This window comes from Microbacterium sp. 8M (assembly GCF_902506375.1).
Taxonomy (GTDB): Bacteria; Actinomycetota; Actinomycetes; order Actinomycetales; family Microbacteriaceae; genus Microbacterium.
Window position 1 is genome coordinate 2,214,486 of the sequence record NZ_LR733284.1, and the last position, 22,627, is coordinate 2,237,112.

The window sequence follows — 22,627 nt, forward strand, 5'->3', positions numbered from 1 at the left end:
GTCGGGCACCATCTATCAACGCCAGGGCGGGAACGAAATCGACGGGATCGAGAGAACGCTACACGGCTAGGTCTGACGCTATGCTCACGCCATGAACCGCACACGCCCTGTCGCGACGCTGGCACTAGTTGCGGCACTCATACTCGCAGGATGCGCCACAACTTCGCCTGCGGCCACTCCGACGCCATCTGTCACCGGTGTACACAAGATCGCTGCCTCGGACATCAAGACAATCGACGATGGGATCGCCTGGGCTCGCGGGCTAGACAAGTCGGTATCTGCAACGGAGCTGAGTCGCGGGATCAACGCGATCGGTGACCTCGTCCCGAAGCTCGATATCTGGTTCGCCACCAACAATAAGATCGGTCAAGCGCTCATCAAACTCAACCTCGAAGTCCTTGATAACCCCTCGAACGCCGGGTCCAAGGTCGACGATCTCAACGACATCGTGGACGACATCGAGGCCGCCATTGCCAAGGGTGACGCACCATGACCGGCGCATCCGAGATATCGGATGACGACGTAAGTACGGCCGCGCGGCCTCACGAGATCCTCGCGCGCCGTGGAATACTCGACCTCGCGAGCGGTATCAAGGCTGCGTCGGACCACTTTTGGTCGTTCCTTCAGGCCGTACAGCCGCACGTGCAGGGGGATGCGAGCAGCATTTCGATGGGTCTACTCTCTATGGTCACGCGCGCCCAAGCGTTCCATCACGGCACCCTTGACATGCTTCGCGCAGGCAATCCGTTCGGCGCGTATGCCCTGGTGCGCTCGTACGCGGAGAACGCCGCTGCCCTCGTGTGGATGCACCGCAAGCCTGGCGACCTAGCGCGCTTGTCGCTCTCCGCAAGGCGAGACGAGAAACTAGTCGTTGGGAGGATCGTCGCAGAGGCAACCAAGCAGTACCCCGCATTCAAGGCCCTCTACGAGGGCCTTAGCGAGTACACGCACCCTGTTGCGTCGGCGTTCCACGCCGCGTGGACCCCGTCCGACAATGTCGAAGACCGTGTGTCCTGGGCCTCATCTCCCCGCTTCAAGTCCGATGAAGGACCGCTGTGGGTTGTCCTCTGGCTGATGGAGATCACCGACATCCACATCGCTGTGTGGCCGGGGCTGTACATCCAGGCCACACGAGCGGCTGAGGACTCGCCGGCTTTAGGCATGGATCGCTAGACCGAGCGGCTGGGGTGTTAGCGACGTCGGGCGCCAGTCGCCTGTTGTGTGATCAAAGACTGGTGATCATGCGGCTCTTGCTTCGTTCGTGATTCCTCGCGACCACGGGCCACGCAGGTCATTGATCAGCGACATCGTCGCCGAATCCGTGTCAGTGCGCTTGGGTTTCGGTGCGGGCGGATCGTCGTCGATGATCTCCGCTTCGATCACGTCATCTCGGAAAGGCACTTTTGTGCCTTTCCGCGGTTGATACGTCGGCTGGTCGTTCCGCTTGACGGTCTCGCGGCTAACCCCGAGCGTGTCGGCGGTCTCTGTCTGTGTAAGGCCGGCGGCCCGAAACCGGGAGACAAGCTCAGGCCGTTCGGCACGAGGGGGAGTGACGTTCGTCAGCCCGCCGTACCCCTCGCGCCGCATCTCATCCCAGGACGAATAGCCCTTGATGAGCCATGTCCGGTTCTCGACCTGCCAGGCCCACTCATCACAGATCGACTCCGCATGGCGGCTGACGAAAGTCACCGCCCCTCGTGCTGATCCGGCTAGGCGCCCACAATGCGTACGTCGAACGAATCGGCCGGAACGTCGAGGGTGACGGCGATGTAATCCTTCGCCATGTCGTGCGCATCCTTCGCCGAACGGGCTTGGGTGAGCCCGTCGAGCTCTGGGATGGACACCATCCACCACTTGCCCACAGGCCGGATCACTGCGTCGTACGTCTTCATTGGCGCTCCACTCTACGCGCCCGGCGCCAGCGTTTCGGCCGCCGGCGAACGTCGCGCCATGACGGCCCGCCTGGCGCGCGCCCACTTCTTGTCGACCCAGCGTGCCGTAGCCCTGTCACGCCTTCTCTGACGTGCGCGCCAAACTCGCGCCCTCCTGATTTCGGCGGTCTCGACGACCACTGGGATCTGGAGCAGTTGCTTGTACACCAGTTCCTCTCGGAAGTGCTGTTCGAGGTAAACCACGGCGGTCGCGCCCAATCCGACGTATGCAACAATCGCGGCCAGTGCAGCGACAGCGTTGAATAGCTTGTCGGCGCTCATCTCCGACTGGAAGATGCTCAAGAAGATCGCCGCAAACATCGCGGCGAAGATCAAGCCGCTAACGGTGAGCACGAGGACCAAACGCACACGTTGCCCCGCGCTCCTCGTCCAGAAGACCGGCGCTGCGAGCCGCACAGTCGTTGTCGCAATGGCTTGGTCCAAGACGGCCATTGCATGCGACCCCGGCTCCGCGACTTCTCGCGCCACCTTCGCATCATCGAGAAAGCGGCGAGCCTTCGACTGGCGGCTCCGGTTGATCAGTGCCGTGATCAGCGAGATCAGCCCAGCGCTGCCAAAGACCGTGCTGATGAGAGATACGAAGAACTCCATGCTGGGAACGATAGACGTTGCCTTCGACAATCAAGGAGCACGGCGGCAGCCGTGAGCTCAACACCGATGTGAGAGATCCAATGGTCAGAAATGGCCTGTCGCGGGTCATGTCTGACCTGCGTAACACGCGACCTTTGGCGACTCGCGGCATCGCGCCGTATCTTCCCAATCATGGGCGAGCGGCGAGCCAGAGGATCCGGCAGCGTATACCTGGACCAGCGGGGCTACTGGACGGTAGTGATCCCGCTACCGAGCATTGACGGGAAGCGCCGACGGAAGGTGTATCGCTCACGAAGCCGCGAGAAGGTGATGGTTCAGCTCCGAGCGTTCGAGGACGCGAGGCGTGGCACCGACCTCCCCCAGACCAATGTCTATCCGAACGGGTCAGGAACGACCGTTGAAACATGGTTTGAGTATTGGCTCACGGAGTGCGTCTACCCGCAACTGCGACCGAAGACCGCAGAGGGATACAGGTCGATCGTCAAGAACCGGATAGTTCCGGCACTCGGAGCTTCGACGCCGATCAGCTCCGTGCGGGCGTCAGACATCCGCCGGATGCACCATCTGATCCGTGAGTCCTGCTCATCGACTACTGCCCTCAACGCCCACGCCGTGGCGGCGAGAGCATTCGAGGTCGCCGTCCGCGAGGACGAGATCGAACGCAATCCAGTACGGCTCGTCGATCCGCCGCGGCGGAACTACACGCCGCTCGATGTGCCGAGCACGACTGAGGTACGGGAACTCCTGAGGATGCTGCAGTCTCATCCGGACGGTCTGCGATGGACCACGTTCATCCTGACTGGGGCCCGGCGCGGCGAGGTCCTCGGACTAGAAACCGACAGGGTCTCCGAGTCGCACATCGACATCAGCTGGCAGCTTCAGCGCCTAAAGCGTGGTCCGAGCGGTCGGCCGATCGCTCCCCCGGACTTCCAGTACCGACATCTCTACGGGGGCTACTACTTCACCCGCCCGAAGACGAAGGCCGGTTGGCGCGTAGTCCCGCTCATTCAGCCGCTCTCAAGCATGATGCGAGCGCACCTCGCGGAGATGGAACCAAACAAGTGGGGATTGGTCTTCACGCGCAAAGCGCGGCCCATCGATCCTGACTCGCAGACGAAGGCGTGGCGCGAGATCTCGCGCGCGCACTTCGGCCCAGGCAGACACGTTCGGCTCCATGACCTTCGCCACGCGACCGTCGACTTGCTCTACGCGGCCGATGTCCCAGAAGACGTGATCATCGAGCTAGTCGGGCACACGACACGAGCCATGACGCGCTCATACAAGAGTCCGGCGAAGTTGGACCGGCTGAGCACGGCCATGAGCAGAGTCGAAGGCCTCCTTGACGATTCGGCTGAGCAGCCGAGAACATTCGAAGATGGACGATGACTTCGAAGCGATGTTGCGGCGCGTAGTTCGTGAGGAGCTTGGACGCGTGGTCGACGATGTCGCCGAACGTCGCTTCTCAAACGAGTCACTCGCTGCCGCGGTAAGAGCCGAGATGGCGCGAGCCCGTAAGAAGCACACAGAACTCGTTCCAGTGCTCGGTTGGACCGACCCGACGGTTCGGGGGCGCCTTAAGGGGCACTACGAATTCAAGCCCGGCGAACTCGAGAAGATCGCTGCGTTCCTCGGCATCGGCGTTCGCAACCTGCTCGAATCGGCTGCGCTCGGAGAGCGCCTGGAGGTACTCAGGAAGGCCCAGTTGTACTCCCCCGAACCACTCGAGACAGATATCTGGGCCCAGCCTCCCGGGTCTCGAAGGCGCCGACCGAACGTGCACCCATAGTCCGCAAGAAGTCCGCAGAACGTCCACAGACATGCAACATCAGCCATCATCCGGCCTCCAAGAATCCGCATAATTCCGGGCCTGACACGACTCGACCATAACTACCCACACCGTCTCGACAGTACGAGCTCTATTACGGCGTCTGACGCACGAGTACACCTGTGAGGGCCCGGCCGGTGATGAACCGGTCGGGCCCTTCGCCTATCCGGTCGCGCCCGGCTGCCGCGCTGCAGCCACGGCCTCTCGGCGATCCGCGAGGGCCTTCTCCGTGGCCTGACGCCTCTCCTCCGCGGCCGCCTGCACCGCGCGCGCCTCGTCGGCGGCCGTCCGGGCGGCGGTGAGCTGGGACTCGAGCTCGGCGATGCGCGCGGCGATCTGCTCGGTGCGCCGGGCCGCCTCACGGGCGTCCCGCTCCGCCGCGGTGTGATCCCGCTGCGCCGTCGCAAGCGCCCGCTCGGCCTCCTGCAGCGCATGCTGCGCACGGCGGCGCTCCCGCATCGCCGCCACCTCGTCGGCGGGTGCCGGCGCGAGCTCCGGCGCCTCCGGAGGCGCGCCTGCGACCACCGTCGACGGATCGAGGGATTCGCCGTCGCCGACATCGAGCTCGGTCACGAGCCGGCCCGACGCGACGGCCGCGGCCGCACCAGGATCGAAGAACGCCGCCGACAGCGTCTGCTGCACCGCCTCCCGCGTCGCGTCGGTGACGCGTCCTCCGCGCGCCCGCGCGAGCTCGGCGGCGTCCGCGGCGAGCCGCGCGGTGAGGGCACGGCGCTCTCGCCCGAGCTGCGCCAGCGCGGCCGCATCGAGGTCGGCCTGTGCGTCGCGGAGTTCGGCCGCGAGCCGCAGCGCCTCCTGCAGCTGGGCAGCCCGTTCCCGTGCGAACACGTTCACGACCCAGGCGGCGGTCGTCGGCTTCCGGAGCGCGCGAATGCTCGCCGCGGTCTGCGCGTCAGCAGCACCCTTGGCACGAGCGTCGCGCGTGGAGACGAAGTCCGCGGGCGCGCCGGAGTACAGCTCGTCCACGATCGTGTCGAAGTCGCTCATCCCAGGAGTCAGCCCGGACAGGGGCGCTCCTGTCAAGCCCCCGCGTCCGACACACCCCTCCGCTTCCGGATCCGGCAGGTGCCCGCGCATGCTCCGCGAGCACCTGCAGTCCGGTCAGCAGGGCAGAGGCGGGAAGCTGGGGATCGGGATCGGCTTCTCCGCGCGATGCTCGAGAGCATCCATGCGGGCCTTCGTCTCCGGGCTGGGCACGTAGGGATGCCAGTGCCGGGCGACCTCGCGGTCCCAGTCCGATACGTCAGCGTGGGGCGCGCCGGGCGCCGGATCCGTGATGCTCATGACGCGACGGTAGTGACCGTTAACCGCCCCGCAAAGGGGCTTGCGCTCGGCGAACCGATGTGCAGACGACCCGCAGGCGTCGCGATCGGGTCACGCGCGAACCAGCAGCGCGCCCTCCCGGACCCCCGCCGTGAACGAGCGCACCCGGCCGCGCTCCTCGCCGTCGATCTGGAACGGCTGCGCCGCGCCCAACTCGACGGCGACCGTGCGGGCCGACGCGTGCCGCACCACGTCCGTGCTGGTGGTCTCGCCGCCGAACAGCCGGCGCAGGCCGTTGTCCCAGACGACCGTGCGCACCGTCTCGAACCAATCGGCCACGCCGTCCGCGCTGATGAGCAGCAGATCCAGCTGCCCGTCGTCGGGCGCGGCGTCCGGAAGCAGGGTGATGCCGCCCTGGATGGTGCCGCAGTTGCCGATCATGAGCGTGTGGATCCGCGCATGATCGGCCGGCTCTCCGTCGAGGGAGAGCTCGACCGGCACGAGCTCGGTACCCGCAGCGGCGGCGCCGAGGGCCTTCACGTAGGCGAGCCAGCCGGCCTTCGCCTTGAGCTCGTCGTCCGTCTCCTCGAGCATGCGTGCGTCCAGACCCAGTCCCGCCATCACGACGAACACGTGCTCTCCCGGATCGTCGCCGTCGGTCACCTCGATGGTGCCGACATCGATCCGGCGCGGCTCCGCGGACAGGGCGTGTGCAACCGCAGACGCGGTGCCGTCGAGCGGCACGCCGAGATTGCGGGCGAGCAGGTTGCCGGTGCCGTGCGGGAGGATGCCCAGCGCCGCGCTCGTCCCGGCGAGCACCTCTGCCACGGCGCGGACGGTGCCGTCGCCGCCGGCGGCGAACACGAGCTCGCAGCCGGCGTCGAGAGCCTGCTGCGCCATCCCCCGCCCGGGGTCGTCCTCCGTGGTGTCGAAGAAGCGGACCTCGGCGTCCGGGAGGTGCTCCCCCACCGCCGCGCGCACCTCCTCCTCGGACTCGAGCTTCACAGGGTTGCGGACCACTCCGATCTTCGTCATGTCCCCAGCCTGCCTGCTCTCCCCCGCGACCGGTGGGATCGCCGCCGGTCAGCCGCAGAACGGGCTCGGCCGCAGAACAGGGTCAGCCGTAGAACAGTGTCTCGAAGGCCTTCCTAGCCCGGCGCGTGACGCGGAGGTACTCCTCCTCCACGGCGATCGCGGAGCGGTCCGGGTACCCCAGGATCCGGCCGACGCCGTCCAGCTCCCGCGGATCGGAGGGCAGCACGTCCTTCGTCTGCCCTGTGAGCAGGGTCATCGCCGAACGGAGCCGGCTCGACAGGCGCCAGGCCTCCCGCAGCCGGTCCGCCGCTTCGGCCGGCACGAAGCCCGCCTCGGCGGCAACGTCGAGCGCCGCGAGCGTCGAGGTGGTGCGCAGCGCCGGCACCGCATGCGCATGCTGCAGCTGCACGATCTGGATCAGCCATTCCACGTCGCTGAGCGTCCCCGGACCGAGCTTGAGGTGCCGGCGCGGATCCACACCCTGCGGCAGCCGCTCCCCCTCCACGCGCGCCTTGATGCGCTTGATCTCCCGCAGCGAGGCGAGGTCGAGCGACGCCGGATAGCGCACCCCGTCGGCCAGGGCGATGAAGCGCTCGATGAGCTTGTGGCTGCCCGCCACTCCCCTGGCTCGCAGCAACGCCTGCGCCTCCCAGGACAGCGACCAGCGTCGGTAGTACTCCGCGTATGCGTCGAGACTGCGCACGAGAGGCCCGTTGCGCCCCTCGGGCCGCAGATCCGCGTCGAGCTCCAGGGGTACGCGGTGGTCGGTCAGATGCTCTCTGAGCCCGGTGACCATGCGCGCAGCCAGCTGGTGCGCCCGCTGCGGATCCACGCCGTTCGCGTCGTAGACGAACAGCACGTCGGCGTCGGATCCGAAGCCCAGTTCCGCGCCGCCGAAGCGCCCCATCGCGATGACCGAGAAGTCCAGCGCATCGTCCTCGGGCGGCACCACGTCCCGGCGCACGGCGCGCAGGGCCGCCTGGATCGTCGCCTCCGTGATGGCGGTGAGGGCGACCGCGACGTCGTCGATGGTGAGCACGTCCAGCACGGCGCCCATGGCCGTGCGCAGCAGCTCGCGCCGGCGCAGCGCCCGCACCGACCGCATCGCGTGCACCACCGTGTCGTGCCGGGTCTGGATCGCCCGTGCCTCCTCATCCAGCGCCTGCCAGGGCCGCGACCGCAGCTGTTCGGTGCTCTCCAGCCAGGCGACCGATTCCGGGATCCACTCCATGAGCTCGCCGATGTAGCGAGAGGTGGACAGCACCCGCGTGAGCCGCTCCGCCGCCCCCGAGGAATCGCGCAGCATGCGCAGGAACCAGGGCGTGTCGCCGAGGCGCTCGCTGATCCGCCGGAACGCGATCAGGCCGTAGTCCGGATCCGTCCCGTCCGCGAACCAGCGCACCATGACGGGCATGAGATGCCGCTGGATCGTGGCCTTGCGGCTGAGCCCCGAGGTCAGCGCGCCGATGTGCCGCAGCGCGCCGGCGGGGTCCCGGAACCCGATGGCCGCGAGACGGTCGCGCGCCTGGTCGGTCGAGAGCGTGCGCTCCTCCTCCGGCAGCGATGCCACGGCACTCAGCAGCGGGCGGTAGAACAGGCGCGTGTGCAGGTCGCGGACCTCGCGGCGCACGTCCTCCCACACCCGGGTGATGCCGTCCGCCGTGTCGGCGAGGGCGGTGGCGCGGCCGAGCACCCGCAGCGCCTCCTCCTCCCTGGGCACGAGGTGGGTGCGCTGCATCTCGCGCAGCTGCAGGCGGTGCTCGATCAGGCGCAGCACGCGGTAGTCGCGTCCGAACAGCGCGGCCTCGGCACGCCCGATGTAGCCACCGGCGACCAGGGCGTCGAGGGACTCGAGCGTGCCCCGGGTGCGGATGTCGGGATCCGTCAGGCCGTGGACCAGCTGCAGCAGCTGAACCGTGAACTCGATGTCGCGCAGCCCGCCGGGGCCCAGCTTGAGCTGATACGGCACGTCCTCGGGGGCGATGTGCTCGGTGACGCGCTCGCGCATGCGCTGCACGCTGCCGACGAAGTCCTCGCGCGCGGCGCTGGACCACACCTTGGGCTGCACGGCGTCGATGTAGTCGCGGCCCAGATCGGCGTCCCCCGCGATGGCTCTCGCCTTGAGCAGAGCCTGGAACTCCCAGCTCTTCGCCCAGCGGTCGTAGTACGCGACGTGGGAGGCGAGCGAGCGCACCAGCGCGCCCTGCTTGCCCTCCGGCCGCAGGGCGGCATCGACCTCCCAGAGCGGCGGCTCCGCCTCGATCCCGCTGAGCACCTGCATGGTCTCACGGGCCAGCCGGGTGGCGATGTCGATCGCACGCGCCTCGGACAGTCGCTCCTCGTCCGCGGTGCCGGCGACGTAGATCACGTCGACGTCGCTGACGTAGTTGAGCTCGCGGGCTCCGGTCTTGCCCATGCCGATGATCGCGAGCCGGGTGAGCGCCACGTCGCGGCGCGCCTGCGCGGAGGCACCCGCGACAGCGGTCCGCGCGACGGCGAGAGCCGCTTCCAGGGCGGCCGCGGCGGCGTCCGCGAGTGCCGACGAGACGGCGGCGACCGCCTCGACCGGATCGGCTGCGGCGAGGTCCCACACCGCGATCCCGACCACGGCGCGCCGGTACGCCACCCGGAGGCGGATCCGCGCCGCCGCATCACCGGACTCGGCGAAGCCGTCCTGCGCCCCCACGGCGGCCAGGAGCTCGGCGCGCAGGGCGTCGCTCGTCGCCAGCCCCGCGCCGTGCTCGCGCAGCACCGCCAGCTGCTCCGGGCGGCGCTCGAAGAACCGGCCGAGGCCCGGCGACGCGCCGAACACCGCCCACGCCTTCGCCCGCGCCTGCTCGTCGCCGAGCACCGCGGCGACGGCGGCCGGATCTCGACGACCCACCCGGATGAGCCCGGCGAGCGCCTCGTCGGGGTCTGCGCTGCGCAGTCCCTCGATCAGCGCGACCGGCGCGACTCCGGCGATCTCGGCGAGTTCGCGCAACCCCGCCGATGCCGTGGAGAGACCGACGAAGCCGAGCCGTGCGAGCGCGGACAGCGACAGCGAGTCATCGAACCGGGGCACCGCACGCCCCGATCAGAGCAGCTCGAGGTTGCTCTTGAGCTCGAACGGCGTGACCTGTCCCCGGTACGCTTCCCACTCCTTGCGCTTGTTCAGCAGCACGTAGTTGAAGACCTGCTCGCCGAGCGTCTCCGCCACGAGCTCCGATTCCTCCATGTACTCCAGCGCGTGATCCAGGCTCGCCGGCAGCGGCTCGTAGCCCAGCGCGCGCCGCTCGGCATCGCTGAGCGACCACACGTTGTCCTCCGCCTCCGGCGGCAGCTCGTAGCCCTCTTCGATGCCCTTGAGCCCGGCGGCGAGCATCAGCGCGTACGCGAGGTACGGGTTGGTCGCCGAGTCGAGCGCACGGTACTCGATGCGCGTGGACTGGCCCTTGTTCGGCTTGTACATCGGCACCCGGATCAGCGCGGAGCGGTTCGCGTGACCCCAGGTGACGAAACTCGGCGCCTCGTCCCCGCCCCACAGCCGCTTGTAGGAGTTGACGAACTGGTTCGTCACGGCCGCGATCTCGTTGGCGTGCCGCAGCAGACCGGCGATGAACTGGCGCCCGGTGCGCGACAGCTGGTACTTGGCGCCCTCTTCGTAGAACGCGTTCAGGTCGCCCTCGAACAGCGACATGTGCGTGTGCATGCCGCTGCCGGGGTGGTTGCTCAGCGGCTTCGGCATGAACGTCGCGTAGACGCCCTGCTCGATCGCCACCTCCTTGACCACGGTCCGGAACGTCATGATGTTGTCGGCCGTGGTGAGCGCGTCTGCGTAACGCAGGTCGATCTCGTTCTGGCCGGGTCCACCCTCGTGGTGGCTGTACTCCACCGAGATGCCGAGGTCTTCGAGCATCCGCACGGAACGCCGGCGGAAGTCGTGCGCGGTGCCGCCCGGCACGTTGTCGAAGTAGCCTGCCGAGTCGACCGGCACCGGACCCTCGGGACCGAACTGCGACGACTTCAGCAGGTAGAACTCGATCTCGGGGTGCGTGTAGAACGTGAAGCCCGCGTCCGCCGCCTTGGCCAGCGTGCGCTTGAGCACGTGCCGCGGATCGGCGACCGCCGGACGGCCGTCCGGAGTGGTGAGGTCGCAGAACATGCGCGCCGTCGGGTCGATCTCACCGCGCCACGGCAGGATCTGGAACGTCGTCGGATCCGGCTGCGCAAGCAGGTCGGATTCGAACGTGCGGGTAAGACCCTCGATCGCGGAGCCGTCGAAGCCGATGCCCTCCGCGAAGGCGCCCTCGACCTCGGCCGGGGCGATCGCCACGGACTTCAGGGTGCCGATGACGTCCGTGAACCAGAGACGGACGAACTTGACGCCCCGCTCCTCGATGGTGCGCAGGACGAAGTCGCGCTGCTTGTCCATTCCGCTCATCGAGCGCCGTCCGAGCGGCCCCAGTCGTCCTCGGCCGCGTCCTCCTCAGCCCAGAGCCGGGAGCGCTCCTTGAGCACCTGCGGCGCACGGGCCGCCTCGGCTGCGGTGTCGAACGGGCCGATGCGGTCGATCGACGAGGACAGCATGCCGTGCTCGACCTGACCGGTCTTGCTGTTGAACCAGTACTTCTCGTCGCCGAAGTCCTCGCCGTCGTACCTGTCGTCGCGCTGCGCGTCGCTCATCGCTGCTCCTCCTGTGTGCTTGTCACGATCCTACTGGGGAGCCCGCCTCTGGCTAGGCTGTTGCGCATGGCAAAAGCGATCGGCGTCGACATCGGCGGCACGGGTATCAAGGCAGGAATCGTCGACCTCGAGCACGGGACCATGGCGTCCGACCGCGTTCGCGTCCCGACCCCCGAGGGCGCGTCGCCGCAGGATGTGCTGACGGCCGTCCAGACGGTGCTGCGCACGCTCGACGTGCACGATTCCACGCTGCCGCTCGGCGTCGCCTTCCCCGCGATCGTCAAGCGCGGCAAGACGCTGTCCGCCGCCAACGTGTCGAAGCAGTGGATCGACTTCGATGCCGAGCGCTTCTTCCGCGACGGGCTCGGCCGCAACATCGTCTTCGTGAACGACGCGGACGCCGCCGGTGTCGCCGAGGCGCGCCACGGCGCCGCGCGCGACGTCATCGGGCTCACGCTGATGACCACGCTCGGCACCGGCATCGGATCCGCCTTCCTCTACAACGGCGTGCTGATCCCCAACTCCGAGCTCGGGCACCTCAACTTCCGCGGCTACGACTCCGTGGAGACCTGGGCGGCCACCTCCGCCCGCGAGCGCGAGGGGCTCAGCTGGGCCGAATGGGCCGAGCGCCTGCAGGCGTTCTACTCGCACATCGAGTTCCTGTTCAGCCCCGACCTGTTCGTCGTCGGCGGCGGCGTGTCGAAGAACGCGGGCGACTTCCTCCCGCTGCTGGAGCTCAAGACCCCGATCGTCCCGGCGATCCACCGCAACAACTCCGGCATCATCGGCGCCGCCTCGCTCGCCGGCGACTGAGCGGGAACGGGATCAGGGCCGCGGATCCTCCGACACCAGATAGCCCGCGCGTGCCGACGTACGCCGCTCGCGACGCCAGACCACGACGGCCCCCGTGGCGGCGATCACCAGGACGACGCCGGACGTGATGAGCCAGCCGCTCTGCGTGCGATGGAGGTCGTCGGAGACCGCGGCCATCTCCTCATAAGAGCGGCCCTGATCCTGGTACGCCGAGAACGTGGTCTTCATCGGAGCGCATCGATCGCCGGGGCTCATCACCTCGTCTCCGCACCGGACTCCGCTGGTCTGGTTCAGACCGAGTCCCGCGAAGACCATGACCGCGATCGCGGCTGCCGACACGATGAGAAGAAACCGGAATATCAGTCGCACATAAGAAGCCCATCACAGCCGAGCGGGTGCGATCAAGACACGAAGGGCCGACCAGGGTGATCCCGGTCGGCCCTTCGTGGAACGGGCCGGCCTGTACGCCGGGTTCAGCACATGCAGTAATAGCTCAAACTAGGGTCTCGTTGAGATTTGTTGTTATCCCAGATCAGCCAATAGATTCTCCCGTTGGGGTTCGACGGCGGAAATAGCCCTCCGTGGGCACTTCTGCGGACTCGCAAATGCCTTCAGCGCGTCGGCGCTGGCGTGTAGGGCTGCATTCGATTCATGAATTCGTCGTACGGCAGAGGATCCGAGTAGTCGGCGACGTTCTCGTACCAATCGCGCGCTTCCTCCTCGATGTAGACCACGAGCCAGCTCGCCCGATCGCAATGGCTGGGCATCGACGACCACTCCGGGCGCGGTTCCTCATCGTCGAGGGACCGCTGGTGCTACGCGAGACCGGCGAGACGCACATCAAACACAGGGTCGAGCGGTGGGCCCCGGACCCGAAGAATCGTCACGTCCTCACGGTCTGCGACGGACTCCTCGCGGCCGAGAACTGGTGCCGCGACGAGATCCTCAACGCCGACGCGGAGAAGGCCGCGGTCGCCGCATCAGTTGCACGCGTCGGGTTCTGAGTGCGGTGCGAGGACGAGCCAGTGTAGATCGGGACGTGCAGTGAGGCTCCGAGCATGTAGCTCGGAGCCCCACTGCTGCCTTCAGCGGTGGATGATTCGGGCTACTGGTGGACCTGTGCCCGGGGTTTGGTGGCACGCCAGACGTAGGTGCCGTAGGCGGCCCAGAACACAATGAAGACGAAGGCCGCGATGCCCAACCAAGCAGGCAGGGCGCCGGTCATAGTGAAAGGCAGCATCACCGCTGCGATGACCGCGAAGCAGATAGACAAGATCCTGTAGCTCCGCCGGGTTGGGTACTTGTGCGCCACGATGCTCGCTTCCTCTCCTAGTAGCAGTGCGCGGTTCCGCGCGGTTCGATGAACGGGTTGGACCCGACGGGGGTGAAGAACAGGCCGATGCAATCACCAGTGGAGTCCGCGGCAATCGCCATTCCGACGACCCCTCCGGTGGCGATCGCGCACCCGAGGCCTGCCCAGGGGTTGATCGCCACGCATGCGCCGGAGATCAGCGTCGCGGCAAGCGGCCCGCCAGCCGCGATCTGCTTGGTCTCGGTGCGATTGAAGTACGCGGAGCACCACCCGACGCCGCACTCTGATGACGGGTCTGCCACGACAGGGAAGGCCGCACCCGTTGTATCAATGTGCTGGGTGATGTTGTTCCCCTCGACCGAGTAACTGGTCGGCAGGTCACGATTATTCGCGTCACGCGCCCAAGGCGCGGAGAGATAGTTGACGAACTGGCCGTTCGCGTTGAGCACGGTGACTGTACCGTCGTCGTTGAGCCTGAGCGTCGTTCCTGGATCGCCGATCGTGAACCGATAGGTGCTGGCGGCGCTGGCGTCCCTCAGGACGAGGAAGCCTGCGTTCGTACCGTTCGTGTTTTTACCGGTGACGACTCCGTAGTTGCCCGCCTCGTACACGGTGGCTCCGTCGCGTGCTACGCCCGGAGTCGACGTCACCGGTGTGATGGACACGGGGACGATGCTGCTCACTCCTTGGGCAGGTGGCTGTTCCGCGGCGGATCGCGCCTGAACACTCGGAGCCTTTGTCGAGGGCTGCAGGAGCCCTTGAGACTCGACGATGCTGTATGGATCGAAGGTGTCCGCAGATGCCGGAGGCGCGGCCAGAAGCGGAGCAGCCAGAAGCGCGAGTGCCGCGCCGACCAGGACTTGGGAATGCCGTACTTTCACGTCGTGCACCTTTCGTCAGACCGGCCAGTTTTCGGCTGATAACTCGAACGTACAGAAGACTCATAGCCACGCGCGTCGGTCATTTGGGGGACACCGGCTAGCCGCGTGTCGTCGGGCGTAGGGGTAGCGGTCATGTGCGGACGATTCGTGATGAACGCCGAGGCGGACGAGCTGATCCAGGAGTTCGTCGCGCACGGCGGTGCCCCACAGGAGTGGTGGAAGGAATGGCACGGCTCCTACTCCATCGCCCCCACCGACTCCACGCCGATCGTCCGCGACGGCGGCGACGGCCGTTTCCTCGAGCTCGTGCGGTGGGACTGAGAGAAGCCGAAGAACATGCGCCCCGGCGCGCCGCTCATCACCGCGCGGGTCGAGAAGCTCGCCACGGGGTTCTGGGCGCCGGCATTCACCGCGGCGCGGTGCGTCGTCCCGATGCGCGGCTACTTCGAGTGGACGGGCGAGAAGGGCGCGAAGATCCCGCACTACCTCCACGGCGACGGGCTCCTCGCCGCGGCCGGGCTCACCTGGTCGATGGACCTGCACGGCGAACCGACGCGCTGCTTCGTCGTCGTCACCCGCGAAGCACACGACGCCGGCGGCGAGGTCCACGACCGGATGCCCGCGTTCCTCACCCCGGAGGCGATGGGCGCGTGGCTCGAGCCGGTGAAGCTTGACCGCGGCGGCCGCGAGAACATGCTCGCGCTGCTCGACGGATCCTCGCAGGCGGTCGCGTCGACCATCGAGCAGTACGTCGTCGACCGGAAGGTGAACAACTCCCGCGCCGTCGACCGCGCTCCAGAAGCAGCCCGAATACAGCGTTCCGTTAATTCAGCAAAGCCTGTACATTTGCTGCCATGTCGACCGTCACCGCATCCGTCACGCACACCGCCGCTCTGGCCCGCCTCGGGTACGCACTCTCCGACGCGACGCGGGCAGGCGTCCTTCTGGCACTTCGCGAGGCTCCCGCATACCCCTCCGACCTCGCCGATGCACTCGGCGTCTCCCGGCAGGTCATGTCGAACCAACTGGCATGCCTGCGCGGATGCGGGCTCGTCGAGGCCGTCCCGGATGGGCGTCGCACCTGGTACCGCCTGGCCGATCCGCACCTCGCGCCGGCACTCAATGAGTTGCTGCAGGTCGTCCTCTACGTCGATCCCAGTTGCTGTGCCGGTGAGAGCTGCAGTTGCGCATGACCACCCGTACACCGTCACCGTCCGCCGATCGCAAGCGCACGCTGGAGCGTCGGATCCGCTGGATCGTGGGCGTCACGATCGGGTACAACCTCATTGAAGCCATAGTGGCCATCGCGGCTGGCAGCCTTGCTTCCTCGTCCGCTCTGATTGCATTCGGATTGGACTCGACGATCGAGGTGCTCTCCGCGGCCGCGGTCGCCTGGCAGTTCACGCGGCGAAACCCCGAGCGTTGGGAGAAGGGGACGCTGCGAACCATCGCGGTGGCGTTCTTCCTCCTGGCCGCTTACGTGACCGCGTCATCGTTGCTCGCACTGCTCCTGAAGGCAGAGATCGAGAAAAGTCCGCTAGGACTTCTCATTACCGCGCTCAGCGTGCTCGTGATGCCCTTTCTCTCCCTTGCAGAGCGCCGAGCCGGTCAGGAGCTCGGCTCGGCCACAGCCGTCGCGGACTCGAAGCAAACCCTCATCTGCACCTATCTCTCCGCCGCCGTGCTAGTTGGTCTCGCGCTCAATAGCCTCTTTGGTTGGTGGTGGGCCGACGCCGTCGCCGGCCTCGTCATCGCCGGCTTCGCGATACGCGAGGGGCTAGAAGCCTGGCGCGGCGACGCGTGCGCCACTTCTGTCGGCATGCTCCTCGAGGACGAGCACGAAGACCACAGCCACGCGACCACTCACTAGCAGCCGTCGCGCGCCAACTTGCTGACTCCGATCACGAAGTGCATTGGCTCCACGAGAGCAAGCCCCGGTCGACCGTGGACGGTCGACCGGGGCTTGCTGCCATGCTTAAACCACATCGTGTTGCAACGATCACTGGAATTCGCCGTGGAGAAGCGGGGCCGATTTCGGATCTGGGGTGCCTGAGCGCGATCAGCAGACGAGCTGGTGCGTGTAGGTCACGATCGGGTAGGTGCCTTCGTAGAGGTGCACATCCGCGCTCGTCACTGCGACGTCGAGGACGATCGGCGCGTTTGCTCCGGCGTTGTAGTAGACCAGCTGGCCGTCCGGGGCGAGGAAGGTGGCGTGGCCGACGACCGCAGAGTTTGAGGGGACCCCCGTTGCCGTCTGATACGTCCCGTTGATCACGTCGTAGACCGCGGGGATGCCGGTAGTCACGTAGGTCACATAGGGCTGGGTGCCGCCGTATAGGGCCGTTGTTGCGCTGGAGACCCCGGAACTGACGACGACCGCGGTGTTGGTGGCTGCTCGGAAGACATAGAGCATTCCATCGGGGGTGAGGTACGTGGCGTGTCCAACGGCGGTGGATCCGGCTGGGACTCCCGTCGCGGTGACGAAGCTAGCCGTCGCCGCGTTGTACGCCATCGCCGTACCGTTGGAGACGTAGGTCACCACGGGCTGGGTTCCGTTGAGGAGCGCCACCTTAGCGCTCGAGACTCCGGAGCCGATGAGCACCGATGTGTTCGCCCCCGAGTTGAAGTAGTACAGATCGCCGTTCGGCGCGAGGAACGTCCCATGGCCGACGACCGTGGAGCCGTTCGGGATCCCAGCGGCGGTAATCGTGGTCCCAGTCGCGACGTCTTGCACCATCGCGATCCCACCGGACACGTACGTGGCGTAAGACTGAGTTCCCCCGACGAGGACGGTAGTGCCGCTACTCACGTCGGTGGCGAGAGGCATCGCGACGCCTGCGCCGGTGTTGAAGTACACGAGGTTACCGTCACCCGTCAGGTACGTGCCGTGCCCGACAGCGACAGATCCGAGCGGAATCCCGGTGGCCGGCGGGTTCTCAGTGGAAACGACGTTGTAGATCTTCGCGCCGACCTGGGCTGTCACGGTCACTGGAGCTGTCGCGTTCGCTCCAGGGATGGAGCCGCTCAGCGTGACAGAGGCGTCGCCGTTGACGGCAGTAATGGCGGGAAGCACAACCCTGCCGTTCTGATCGGTCGTGAACGTGCGTGCACCGGTGAAGCCGTCGGCCCACTTAAGACCGCTCGGAAGCAGGATGGTCACTGTCGTGCTCGCGGCTGGCGTTGTCCCGTTCGTCGTCGCCGCGAGCGTCACGTTGGTGAGATCGCCGCAGCCGCCCACGCTGTACGGCCCGTTGACGAACGTCAGAGTCGGCGCTGCAGCAGAGGCACTCGCCAGAGGAGTGGCGGCCGCAGCAGCGATCACGGGAACAGACCAGATGGCCCCTTTCGTAACGGTGCGACGAGATAGCTTCACTTCTTGGTCAGGGGACAACTGCGGCTCCTTGAAGGCTTTAGCGTGGCGAACTGAGTACCGATATTTCGGACCCTATCGAAACGCTATGGACCGTTCAAATCAGGACTCCAGCACCTCTTCGCATATCGGATCAACATGGTCGAAAGCGGATCGAGTCGCTGAAGCGATTGATTCAAGAGGCCGCCTTGCGACGGCGACGACAGCTCTAGGCTGTTCTGGTGCTCATTGGAATGATCCGTCCGCGGGAGACCCGCACCATCACCGTCTAGGCCGAGGAGCTCGACGAGATCCAGGACCTGATCCGCGCGCAGACGCCGGCCGGGTGGGAGACGATCTCCGCCCCGGTGACCATGGCGAAGAAGGACACGACCATGACCGCGGAGGGCACGATCGCGCGGCGTGACGGCGTGACCGAGATCGAGGCCGACGACATGGCCGCGCTGCAGGCCAAGGTCCCCGAGGGCTACCAGCTGCTCTCCGTGCGCCGCGTCTGATCCCAACGACGAAACCGCCCTGCCTCTCGAAGAGAAGCGGGGCGGTTCGACGATGGGGCCTCAGCGGAGGTCGCGGCGCAAGGTGTCTGGGCCAATCGGGCCCGGGTTCAGGGTGTCGCTTCCGACATCGAATCCAACGTTGATGCGGATTCTAGGCCCATGCAGGGTCCATCAGTGATCACATCGACGCCTGACCGAGCAGGGGGACTCAGTGAGAGTTGACCTGCCCTTGATAGTGCCAGACATGGATCCCGTGTTCTGATTCTTGCTCCGCAGCCTGTTCGCGCCCGGTGGCAGTCGACTCGCGGGTGAACGGGCAAGTCTACGGAGCCCTCAGGGCGCGTCCCCCTTGAGGATGTGAGGCAAGAATCCGATCTCGTCGAGGCGCCGCACCAGGAGAGGGCCGAACGCTGCTCCGAGAATGTTCAAGCGATAGGTTCGCGCTCCCGGGCGCTCAGCTACGAGCAAGCCTCTCTCCAACAAGCTACGGATCGCATGAGAACGTTGCGACGCCGTGCCAGGCAATGCAGGCGCGAGATCACCGGCTCGGACGATTACCTTACGCATTGCTTCCTTGAGCGCTTCGCCCTCTCTCAGTGAGGCGCCGCCCGTTGCAACTAGGCGATCAATCGCCGGTTCGAGCAGCGAAGACTTGACGAAGGTGAAGTCCTGGATCTGGGACAGCCTCTCCAGGTCTTCATGGATCCCACGCACGAAAAACGTGCACCATTCGACCGTTCCCTCGTTAGACAGTGAGTCAGCCGCAGCGAGCGCGTTGTAGTAGCCATCACGGTCGTTGCCGAACACAGCCGTCGGGTTGACCGCGCGCAGTCCGACCGGGCTGACGAACCCATGACGCCGCAGCATCGCATACGACAGCAAACGAGATACACGTCCGTTGCCGTTGCGAAACGGGTGGATCCAGAGGAAGCGATGATGCGCGATCGCCACATGAAGCATGTGCTGCGAGGTAGGCAGATCACGGTTCGCGAAACTGATCCACTCCGTCATCTCGGGATGTACGTAAGGGTGCGACGGGGGCATGTGCTCTGCCCGGGAAATCTCGACGTCCTGCCTTCGATATTGCCCGGGCGTTGGGTCGCCCTCCCGTGTCAAGTTCTGCACGGATATACGATGCAACTCTCGGATCGTCACGTGGCTTAGCGGAGCGCCCGGTTCCAAACCGTCGATGAAGGTCATCGCCCGCCGGATGTTCTGGATCTCCTGCTCCCCTTCCGAGAGGTCGGGCTTTGAGATCGCTCGGACAGCATCGTAGACCGTAGTCCGGTTCCCCTCGATCCGAGCTGACACGACACTCATCAGGATCTGGAAGAGGGAGTGCAAGCTCACGAGAAAATCTGGCGGCGTGGTCGCAGTGACTCCGAAGTTCCCTCGAAGTCTCTCGAGCTCGAACGCTCGCACGATCAGTTCTGAGTCAGTCGCGACCTGGGGAAACTCATACTTGTCACGACCGAAGTCGGAGTCTTGCACCTGCAACCACCTCAGATTTGTCTCTGTGCCTGAAAAATCAAGCCATCAGAAGGGTACTCCGGCGAAACTATTTGCGTGAGCGCCACTGCCATATTTGTCATGATGAACTGACTGAACTCGCCGTTCGATTGGCGTAGCCTGTCGATCAAATCGAGTCGCCGGGTTAGGCAGCCCAGGAGTGGGACGGTTGGCACGATCGTTGAGACCGCCGGGCGGGAACACGAGCGCATACTTCGGCCCGAGCCTCGGGTCATGCACACCGCGTTGGACGCTTCGTACATTCGCGTGACCGCAAGGACTACGACAGGCACTGAACGACGAAACCGCCCCGCCTCTCGAAGAGAAGCGGGGCGGTTCGCATGTTGTGGTTCAGCGGAGGTCGCGGCGCAGGGTGTCGGGGCCGATCGGGCCGGCATTCAGGGTGCGCTCGACCTTCGCTGCGGTATCTCGCGTGAGCAGGCCGTACGAGGTCTGCGCGACGACGATCGCGAGCAGAGCCAGCGCCGGCCAGTCCGGTACGACTTCGCCTGTCGCGGCGTAGTAGAACGCGAGCACGAGGCCCGTGAGCACAATTGCGAGCACGACCGAGAGGACGCGCTTCACCTACGGCCGCCACGATGGCCGCTGGATGATCGCCTGCAGGTATGGCGCCACGAGCCCGAACAGTACGAGCACGCCGGCGGGGATGGTGGGGAGTTCGATGTTCATGAAGTCGTTCCCTTCGTGATTGCGTCGGCGACGTGACCGATGTCTTTGCGGATGCCGCGGATGTCCGAGGCCTGGCCCGAGAGATCCGCACGGGTCTGCTGCTGGTCCTCGCGCAGCTGCACGATGTCGATACCCTGCTGGCGGTGAGCGCGCTCGAGGTGAGCGACCGCGTCCACGAGCGCGTCGACCTTCTGCTCGGTGCGGTTCGTGGAGTCGCGCATCGAGCTCCCGGAGTTTGGCTTGACTTCGTGCTCGACGGCTCGCGTGCGCTGCAACACAAGCCCGAGGATCGTTCCCGTCGCGGTGAACAGGGCGATGAGGATCGGGGCGGTGTCCTTGTCGATCAGGGCGTCGCCGGTGTCGTCGTGGAGGCCGAACGACCAGATGAGGGCCGCGATGCCGACGGCGGCGCCGATCGCGATGATCAACCACTGCGGGATCTGGCGGTGCTTACGGTGCCCGGTCATCCGGCGGCCTGCTTGTCCATCACGACTGCAGGCGCTTCGCGAGCTCGTCGGCCACCTGCTTCGCCATGTCGTCCGGGACGGCGTCAGCGATCGCGGACGCGACCTGCTGCGGGTCGATGGTGACGCCGGACGCTGCGGCCTGGATCTGGTTCAGGCGCTCCCAGACGGTCGGGCCGAGCTTCCAGTCGGCGCCGGCACCGTTCGGGCGCACGTCGAACTTCAGCGCGCGCTGGAGCATTGTCTTGAACGCGTCGTAGTCGCGGTTTGCATCGAGCATGTCGTCCTCCTCGGACAGTGAGACGCCGGCGGGGACCGGCAGGTAGATGTTCGGGAACTTGTAGTGCCAGGCCTCGCCGAAACTGAAGCCCTCGGGTTCCATGCCGTAGTCACCGGCATGGGCGCGCAGCCACTCGGATCGGGCGGAGCCCATGGTGGCGATGCCCGAGTCTTCTCCGGTGTCGCGCAGGTCGGCGGCACCCGCGGTGCCCTGGATCTCGTGGTTCGACTCACCGGGAGGCGCGGCGGTGCCGGACGGGTCGTATCGGACGTAACGGACGCCCTGCCACCAGCGCACGTCCCCGAATGGGCCGTCGCCATATGCCTGCGGGGTGTACGTGTCCAGGAAGATGTCGATCTGCTCCTGGTTGGTGCGGATCCCGGAAGTCACGAGCACCTCCACGCCGAACAGTCGGACCATGTCTGCGCTCAACCGTCGGATCTGGTATGCCATGTACGGCGTGAGCCGGGAACCGTCCTGCCAGACGAAATAAGTCATCAGATGTCCTTCCGGGAGGAACGACGAAGCCCCGCCACATGGGATGGGGCTTCGAGGGGTGCTGCGAGGCTCAGATACCGTTCTCGCTGCGGAGGTGGGCGGCGAGAAGCGCGCGCTGCGCGGCGGTGAGCGCGGTCGGGTACACGATCACGTCGTAGATGCGGCCGCGGATGACGTTGGTGTTGTCGCCGCCGAACAGCAGCACCTCGGTTAGGTGGTTCGTGACGGCGAACTGCTGTTCACGATCGACGGCAAGGGCACCACCCGGCAGAAGAAGTTCGGACACTTCTGGCGCCCTGCTGCAACGGCCGCGCGACTCACCGAAGGGACCGGCAAGGGCATGCACGCGCTTCGGCACTACTACGCGAGCCTGCTGATCCGGTACGGCGAGTCCGTGAAGGTGGTGCAGGAGCGCCTCGGGCACGCCAGCGCCGCCGAGACGCTCGATACATACAGTCACCTGTGGGCGGACTCCGACGACCGGACGCGCGAGGCGGTGGACTCGGTTCTGCTGAATCGACCGGATTCTGCGGACTCTCCGCGGACAGAAACGACCGGCCGACCAGGGAATTCCTGATCAGCCAGTAGTTAGTGAACGGGCCGGCCTGTACGCCGGGTTCTGTTCCGGGGCGGAGCCCCTTCGACGGTCATCTCTCTCGGCGACGCGTTGCCGCGCCGCTCCAGCGGCCTACCCGGGGACTCGGCGGGCCGCGTCATCATCCCCTGTCTGGCCTTGCTCCGGGCGAGGTTTACCTGGCGGGCCGTGTCACCACGGCCCCCGGTGGTCTCTTACACCACCCTTTCACCCTTACCCCGGTCCGTGCGGACCGGGGCGGTCTTCTCTCTGTGGCACTGTCTCGCGGATTGCTCCGGGTGGGTGTTACCCACCGCCCTGCCCTGTGGAGCCCGGACGTTCCTCGGTGCGGTCTCCCGCCACGCGACCGTCCGGCCGACCCGTTCGGAT

29 protein-coding genes, 1 other RNA gene and 1 pseudogene are annotated in these 22,627 nt (G+C 66.4%); 11 read left to right on the forward strand and 20 right to left on the reverse strand.

Annotated elements, in window-relative coordinates:
* The first annotated feature begins 91 nt into the window (after positions 1 to 91).
* Both AERO9AM_RS10615 and AERO9AM_RS10620 read left to right on the forward strand, forming a co-directional pair.
* Positions 92 to 493, forward strand: a complete 402-nt coding sequence (locus AERO9AM_RS10615) for a hypothetical protein (RefSeq protein WP_159576111.1) — start codon at positions 92 to 94, stop codon at positions 491 to 493.
* A complete protein-coding gene (locus tag AERO9AM_RS10620; protein ID WP_159576112.1) occupies positions 490 to 1,173 on the forward strand; it encodes a hypothetical protein in 684 nt (227 codons plus the stop codon). Before AERO9AM_RS10615 ends, AERO9AM_RS10620 begins: the two co-directional genes overlap by 4 nt.
* A gap of 66 nt (positions 1,174 to 1,239) precedes the next feature.
* Here the strand turns inward: AERO9AM_RS10620 and AERO9AM_RS10625 are convergent, their stop codons facing one another.
* From AERO9AM_RS10625 to AERO9AM_RS10635, 3 genes are read right to left on the reverse strand one after another with little or no spacing between them, the layout of a single operon-like run.
* Positions 1,240 to 1,689 carry a hypothetical protein gene (locus AERO9AM_RS10625; RefSeq protein ID WP_159576113.1) on the reverse strand — a complete coding sequence of 150 codons (450 nt, stop codon included), beginning with the start codon at positions 1,687 to 1,689 and terminating at the stop codon, positions 1,240 to 1,242.
* 20 nt (positions 1,690 to 1,709) lie between these two features.
* A complete protein-coding gene (locus AERO9AM_RS10630) occupies positions 1,710 to 1,892 on the reverse strand; it encodes a hypothetical protein (RefSeq protein WP_159576114.1) in 183 nt (60 codons plus the stop codon).
* Between the two features lie 12 nt (positions 1,893 to 1,904).
* On the reverse strand, positions 1,905 to 2,543 hold the full coding sequence (locus tag AERO9AM_RS10635) for a hypothetical protein (protein WP_159576115.1): 639 nt from the start codon (positions 2,541 to 2,543) through the stop codon (positions 1,905 to 1,907).
* A 171-nt stretch (positions 2,544 to 2,714) separates the two neighbouring features.
* On the opposite strand from AERO9AM_RS10635, the gene AERO9AM_RS10640 reads away from it, so the two are divergent.
* Both AERO9AM_RS10640 and AERO9AM_RS10645 read left to right on the forward strand, forming a co-directional pair.
* The gene (locus AERO9AM_RS10640; protein WP_159576116.1) at positions 2,715 to 3,929 is read left to right on the forward strand and encodes a tyrosine-type recombinase/integrase; all 1,215 of its coding nucleotides are present in this window, start codon (positions 2,715 to 2,717) and stop codon (positions 3,927 to 3,929) included.
* Positions 3,919 to 4,329: a hypothetical protein gene (locus AERO9AM_RS10645; RefSeq protein ID WP_159576117.1), complete on the forward strand. Its 411-nt coding sequence runs from the start codon at positions 3,919 to 3,921 to the stop codon at positions 4,327 to 4,329. The genes AERO9AM_RS10640 and AERO9AM_RS10645 overlap by 11 nt, the downstream gene beginning before the upstream one ends.
* Positions 4,330 to 4,530: 201 nt before the next feature.
* Here the strand turns inward: AERO9AM_RS10645 and AERO9AM_RS10650 are convergent, their stop codons facing one another.
* From AERO9AM_RS10650 to AERO9AM_RS10675, 6 genes are all read right to left on the reverse strand, one after another.
* Positions 4,531 to 5,373, reverse strand: a complete 843-nt coding sequence (locus AERO9AM_RS10650) for a transposase (RefSeq protein ID WP_159576118.1) — start codon at positions 5,371 to 5,373, stop codon at positions 4,531 to 4,533.
* A 114-nt stretch (positions 5,374 to 5,487) separates the two neighbouring features.
* Positions 5,488 to 5,670 (reverse strand): hypothetical protein, encoded by a 183-nt coding sequence (locus AERO9AM_RS10655; RefSeq protein ID WP_159576119.1) that lies wholly within the window; start codon positions 5,668 to 5,670, stop codon positions 5,488 to 5,490.
* Between the two features lie 90 nt (positions 5,671 to 5,760).
* Positions 5,761 to 6,684, reverse strand: coding sequence for a diacylglycerol/lipid kinase family protein (locus AERO9AM_RS10660; RefSeq protein WP_159576120.1), 924 nt, complete (start codon positions 6,682 to 6,684; stop codon positions 5,761 to 5,763).
* An 82-nt stretch (positions 6,685 to 6,766) separates the two neighbouring features.
* Complete coding sequence (locus AERO9AM_RS10665) at positions 6,767 to 9,748, reverse strand: bifunctional [glutamine synthetase] adenylyltransferase/[glutamine synthetase]-adenylyl-L-tyrosine phosphorylase (protein WP_159576121.1); 2,982 nt, start codon at positions 9,746 to 9,748, stop codon at positions 6,767 to 6,769.
* Positions 9,749 to 9,760: 12 nt separating this feature from the next.
* Positions 9,761 to 11,098, reverse strand: a complete 1,338-nt coding sequence (locus AERO9AM_RS10670; protein ID WP_159576122.1) for a glutamine synthetase family protein — start codon at positions 11,096 to 11,098, stop codon at positions 9,761 to 9,763.
* Between the two features lie 5 nt (positions 11,099 to 11,103).
* Positions 11,104 to 11,349 (reverse strand): SPOR domain-containing protein, encoded by a 246-nt coding sequence (locus AERO9AM_RS10675; RefSeq protein WP_159576123.1) that lies wholly within the window; start codon positions 11,347 to 11,349, stop codon positions 11,104 to 11,106.
* Positions 11,350 to 11,415: 66 nt separating this feature from the next.
* Between AERO9AM_RS10675 and ppgK the strand changes: the two genes are divergently transcribed.
* Entirely contained in the window at positions 11,416 to 12,162 is a 747-nt protein-coding gene (ppgK, locus tag AERO9AM_RS10680) for a polyphosphate--glucose phosphotransferase (protein ID WP_159576124.1), read from the forward strand.
* A gap of 12 nt (positions 12,163 to 12,174) precedes the next feature.
* On the opposite strand, the gene AERO9AM_RS10685 is transcribed toward ppgK, so the two are convergent.
* Both AERO9AM_RS10685 and AERO9AM_RS10690 read right to left on the reverse strand, forming a co-directional pair.
* Positions 12,175 to 12,501 carry a hypothetical protein gene (locus AERO9AM_RS10685; RefSeq protein WP_236602575.1) on the reverse strand — a complete coding sequence of 109 codons (327 nt, stop codon included), beginning with the start codon at positions 12,499 to 12,501 and terminating at the stop codon, positions 12,175 to 12,177.
* A gap of 272 nt (positions 12,502 to 12,773) precedes the next feature.
* Complete coding sequence (locus AERO9AM_RS10690; RefSeq protein WP_159576126.1) at positions 12,774 to 12,929, reverse strand: hypothetical protein; 156 nt, start codon at positions 12,927 to 12,929, stop codon at positions 12,774 to 12,776.
* A 45-nt stretch (positions 12,930 to 12,974) separates the two neighbouring features.
* Here AERO9AM_RS10690 and AERO9AM_RS10695 point away from each other — a divergent pair, with 45 nt between their 5' ends.
* On the forward strand, positions 12,975 to 13,166 hold the full coding sequence (locus tag AERO9AM_RS10695) for a hypothetical protein (protein WP_159576127.1): 192 nt from the start codon (positions 12,975 to 12,977) through the stop codon (positions 13,164 to 13,166).
* A 101-nt stretch (positions 13,167 to 13,267) separates the two neighbouring features.
* Here AERO9AM_RS10695 and AERO9AM_RS10700 read toward each other — a convergent pair whose 3' ends face one another.
* Both AERO9AM_RS10700 and AERO9AM_RS10705 read right to left on the reverse strand, forming a co-directional pair.
* The gene (locus tag AERO9AM_RS10700) at positions 13,268 to 13,474 is read right to left on the reverse strand and encodes a hypothetical protein (RefSeq protein WP_159576128.1); all 207 of its coding nucleotides are present in this window, start codon (positions 13,472 to 13,474) and stop codon (positions 13,268 to 13,270) included.
* 17 nt (positions 13,475 to 13,491) lie between these two features.
* A complete protein-coding gene (locus AERO9AM_RS10705) occupies positions 13,492 to 14,139 on the reverse strand; it encodes a hypothetical protein (protein WP_159576129.1) in 648 nt (215 codons plus the stop codon).
* A gap of 348 nt (positions 14,140 to 14,487) precedes the next feature.
* Here AERO9AM_RS10705 and AERO9AM_RS17640 point away from each other — a divergent pair.
* The 3 genes and pseudogenes from AERO9AM_RS17640 to AERO9AM_RS10725 all read left to right on the forward strand — a co-directional run.
* A pseudogene (locus AERO9AM_RS17640) lies at positions 14,488 to 15,117 on the forward strand (SOS response-associated peptidase); the annotation flags it as partial.
* A 92-nt stretch (positions 15,118 to 15,209) separates the two neighbouring features.
* A complete protein-coding gene (locus AERO9AM_RS10720; RefSeq protein ID WP_159576131.1) occupies positions 15,210 to 15,548 on the forward strand; it encodes an ArsR/SmtB family transcription factor in 339 nt (112 codons plus the stop codon).
* Complete coding sequence (locus AERO9AM_RS10725) at positions 15,545 to 16,225, forward strand: cation transporter (protein ID WP_159576132.1); 681 nt, start codon at positions 15,545 to 15,547, stop codon at positions 16,223 to 16,225. The genes AERO9AM_RS10720 and AERO9AM_RS10725 overlap by 4 nt, the downstream gene beginning before the upstream one ends.
* A gap of 189 nt (positions 16,226 to 16,414) precedes the next feature.
* On the opposite strand, the gene AERO9AM_RS10730 is transcribed toward AERO9AM_RS10725, so the two are convergent.
* Positions 16,415 to 17,677, reverse strand: coding sequence for a hypothetical protein (locus AERO9AM_RS10730; protein WP_159576133.1), 1,263 nt, complete (start codon positions 17,675 to 17,677; stop codon positions 16,415 to 16,417).
* 422 nt (positions 17,678 to 18,099) lie between these two features.
* Here AERO9AM_RS10730 and AERO9AM_RS17570 point away from each other — a divergent pair, with 422 nt between their 5' ends.
* Positions 18,100 to 18,222 carry a hypothetical protein gene (locus tag AERO9AM_RS17570; RefSeq protein ID WP_268892366.1) on the forward strand — a complete coding sequence of 41 codons (123 nt, stop codon included), beginning with the start codon at positions 18,100 to 18,102 and terminating at the stop codon, positions 18,220 to 18,222.
* Positions 18,223 to 18,555: 333 nt separating this feature from the next.
* On the opposite strand, the gene AERO9AM_RS10740 is transcribed toward AERO9AM_RS17570, so the two are convergent.
* The 5 genes from AERO9AM_RS10740 to AERO9AM_RS17575 all read right to left on the reverse strand — a co-directional run bounded on the left by AERO9AM_RS10740 (position 18,556) and on the right by AERO9AM_RS17575 (position 21,868).
* On the reverse strand, positions 18,556 to 19,713 hold the full coding sequence (locus tag AERO9AM_RS10740) for a Fic family protein (protein ID WP_159576134.1): 1,158 nt from the start codon (positions 19,711 to 19,713) through the stop codon (positions 18,556 to 18,558).
* A 369-nt stretch (positions 19,714 to 20,082) separates the two neighbouring features.
* Entirely contained in the window at positions 20,083 to 20,316 is a 234-nt protein-coding gene (locus AERO9AM_RS10745; protein ID WP_159576135.1) for a hypothetical protein, read from the reverse strand.
* Between the two features lie 101 nt (positions 20,317 to 20,417).
* The gene (locus AERO9AM_RS10750) at positions 20,418 to 20,888 is read right to left on the reverse strand and encodes a hypothetical protein (protein ID WP_159576136.1); all 471 of its coding nucleotides are present in this window, start codon (positions 20,886 to 20,888) and stop codon (positions 20,418 to 20,420) included.
* Positions 20,889 to 20,907: 19 nt separating this feature from the next.
* On the reverse strand, positions 20,908 to 21,663 hold the full coding sequence (locus tag AERO9AM_RS10755) for a M15 family metallopeptidase (protein ID WP_159576137.1): 756 nt from the start codon (positions 21,661 to 21,663) through the stop codon (positions 20,908 to 20,910).
* Positions 21,664 to 21,733: 70 nt separating this feature from the next.
* The gene (locus tag AERO9AM_RS17575) at positions 21,734 to 21,868 is read right to left on the reverse strand and encodes a hypothetical protein (protein WP_268892367.1); all 135 of its coding nucleotides are present in this window, start codon (positions 21,866 to 21,868) and stop codon (positions 21,734 to 21,736) included.
* Between the two features lie 9 nt (positions 21,869 to 21,877).
* On the opposite strand from AERO9AM_RS17575, the gene AERO9AM_RS10760 reads away from it, so the two are divergent.
* Complete coding sequence (locus AERO9AM_RS10760; protein ID WP_236602576.1) at positions 21,878 to 22,240, forward strand: site-specific integrase; 363 nt, start codon at positions 21,878 to 21,880, stop codon at positions 22,238 to 22,240.
* A gap of 15 nt (positions 22,241 to 22,255) precedes the next feature.
* Here the strand turns inward: AERO9AM_RS10760 and rnpB are convergent.
* An RNA gene (gene rnpB / locus AERO9AM_RS10765) (RNase P RNA component class A) lies at positions 22,256 to 22,620 on the reverse strand.
* Between the last annotated feature and the right edge of the window lie 7 nt (positions 22,621 to 22,627).

Bases quoted from the DNA above. Each gene is read 5' to 3' on its own strand.
- AERO9AM_RS10615 (WP_159576111.1), top strand. From the start codon at position 92: ATGAACCGCACACGCCCTGTCGCGACGCTGGCACTAGTTGCGGCACTC.
- AERO9AM_RS10620 (WP_159576112.1), top strand. From the start codon at position 490: ATGACCGGCGCATCCGAGATATCGGATGACGACGTAAGTACGGCCGCG.
- AERO9AM_RS10630 (WP_159576114.1), bottom strand. From the start codon at position 1,892: ATGAAGACGTACGACGCAGTGATCCGGCCTGTGGGCAAGTGGTGGATG.
- AERO9AM_RS10635 (WP_159576115.1), bottom strand. From the start codon at position 2,543: ATGGAGTTCTTCGTATCTCTCATCAGCACGGTCTTTGGCAGCGCTGGG.
- AERO9AM_RS10640 (WP_159576116.1), top strand. From the start codon at position 2,715: ATGGGCGAGCGGCGAGCCAGAGGATCCGGCAGCGTATACCTGGACCAG.
- AERO9AM_RS10645 (WP_159576117.1), top strand. From the start codon at position 3,919: ATGGACGATGACTTCGAAGCGATGTTGCGGCGCGTAGTTCGTGAGGAG.
- AERO9AM_RS10650 (WP_159576118.1), bottom strand. From the start codon at position 5,373: ATGAGCGACTTCGACACGATCGTGGACGAGCTGTACTCCGGCGCGCCC.
- AERO9AM_RS10655 (WP_159576119.1), bottom strand. From the start codon at position 5,670: ATGAGCATCACGGATCCGGCGCCCGGCGCGCCCCACGCTGACGTATCG.
- AERO9AM_RS10660 (WP_159576120.1), bottom strand. From the start codon at position 6,684: ATGACGAAGATCGGAGTGGTCCGCAACCCTGTGAAGCTCGAGTCCGAG.
- AERO9AM_RS10670 (WP_159576122.1), bottom strand. From the start codon at position 11,098: ATGGACAAGCAGCGCGACTTCGTCCTGCGCACCATCGAGGAGCGGGGC.
- AERO9AM_RS10675 (WP_159576123.1), bottom strand. From the start codon at position 11,349: ATGAGCGACGCGCAGCGCGACGACAGGTACGACGGCGAGGACTTCGGC.
- ppgK (WP_159576124.1), top strand. From the start codon at position 11,416: ATGGCAAAAGCGATCGGCGTCGACATCGGCGGCACGGGTATCAAGGCA.
- AERO9AM_RS10690 (WP_159576126.1), bottom strand. From the start codon at position 12,929: ATGCCCAGCCATTGCGATCGGGCGAGCTGGCTCGTGGTCTACATCGAG.
- AERO9AM_RS10720 (WP_159576131.1), top strand. From the start codon at position 15,210: ATGTCGACCGTCACCGCATCCGTCACGCACACCGCCGCTCTGGCCCGC.
- AERO9AM_RS10725 (WP_159576132.1), top strand. From the start codon at position 15,545: ATGACCACCCGTACACCGTCACCGTCCGCCGATCGCAAGCGCACGCTG.
- AERO9AM_RS17570 (WP_268892366.1), top strand. From the start codon at position 18,100: ATGACCGCGGAGGGCACGATCGCGCGGCGTGACGGCGTGACCGAGATC.
- AERO9AM_RS10750 (WP_159576136.1), bottom strand. From the start codon at position 20,888: ATGACCGGGCACCGTAAGCACCGCCAGATCCCGCAGTGGTTGATCATC.
- AERO9AM_RS10755 (WP_159576137.1), bottom strand. From the start codon at position 21,663: ATGACTTATTTCGTCTGGCAGGACGGTTCCCGGCTCACGCCGTACATG.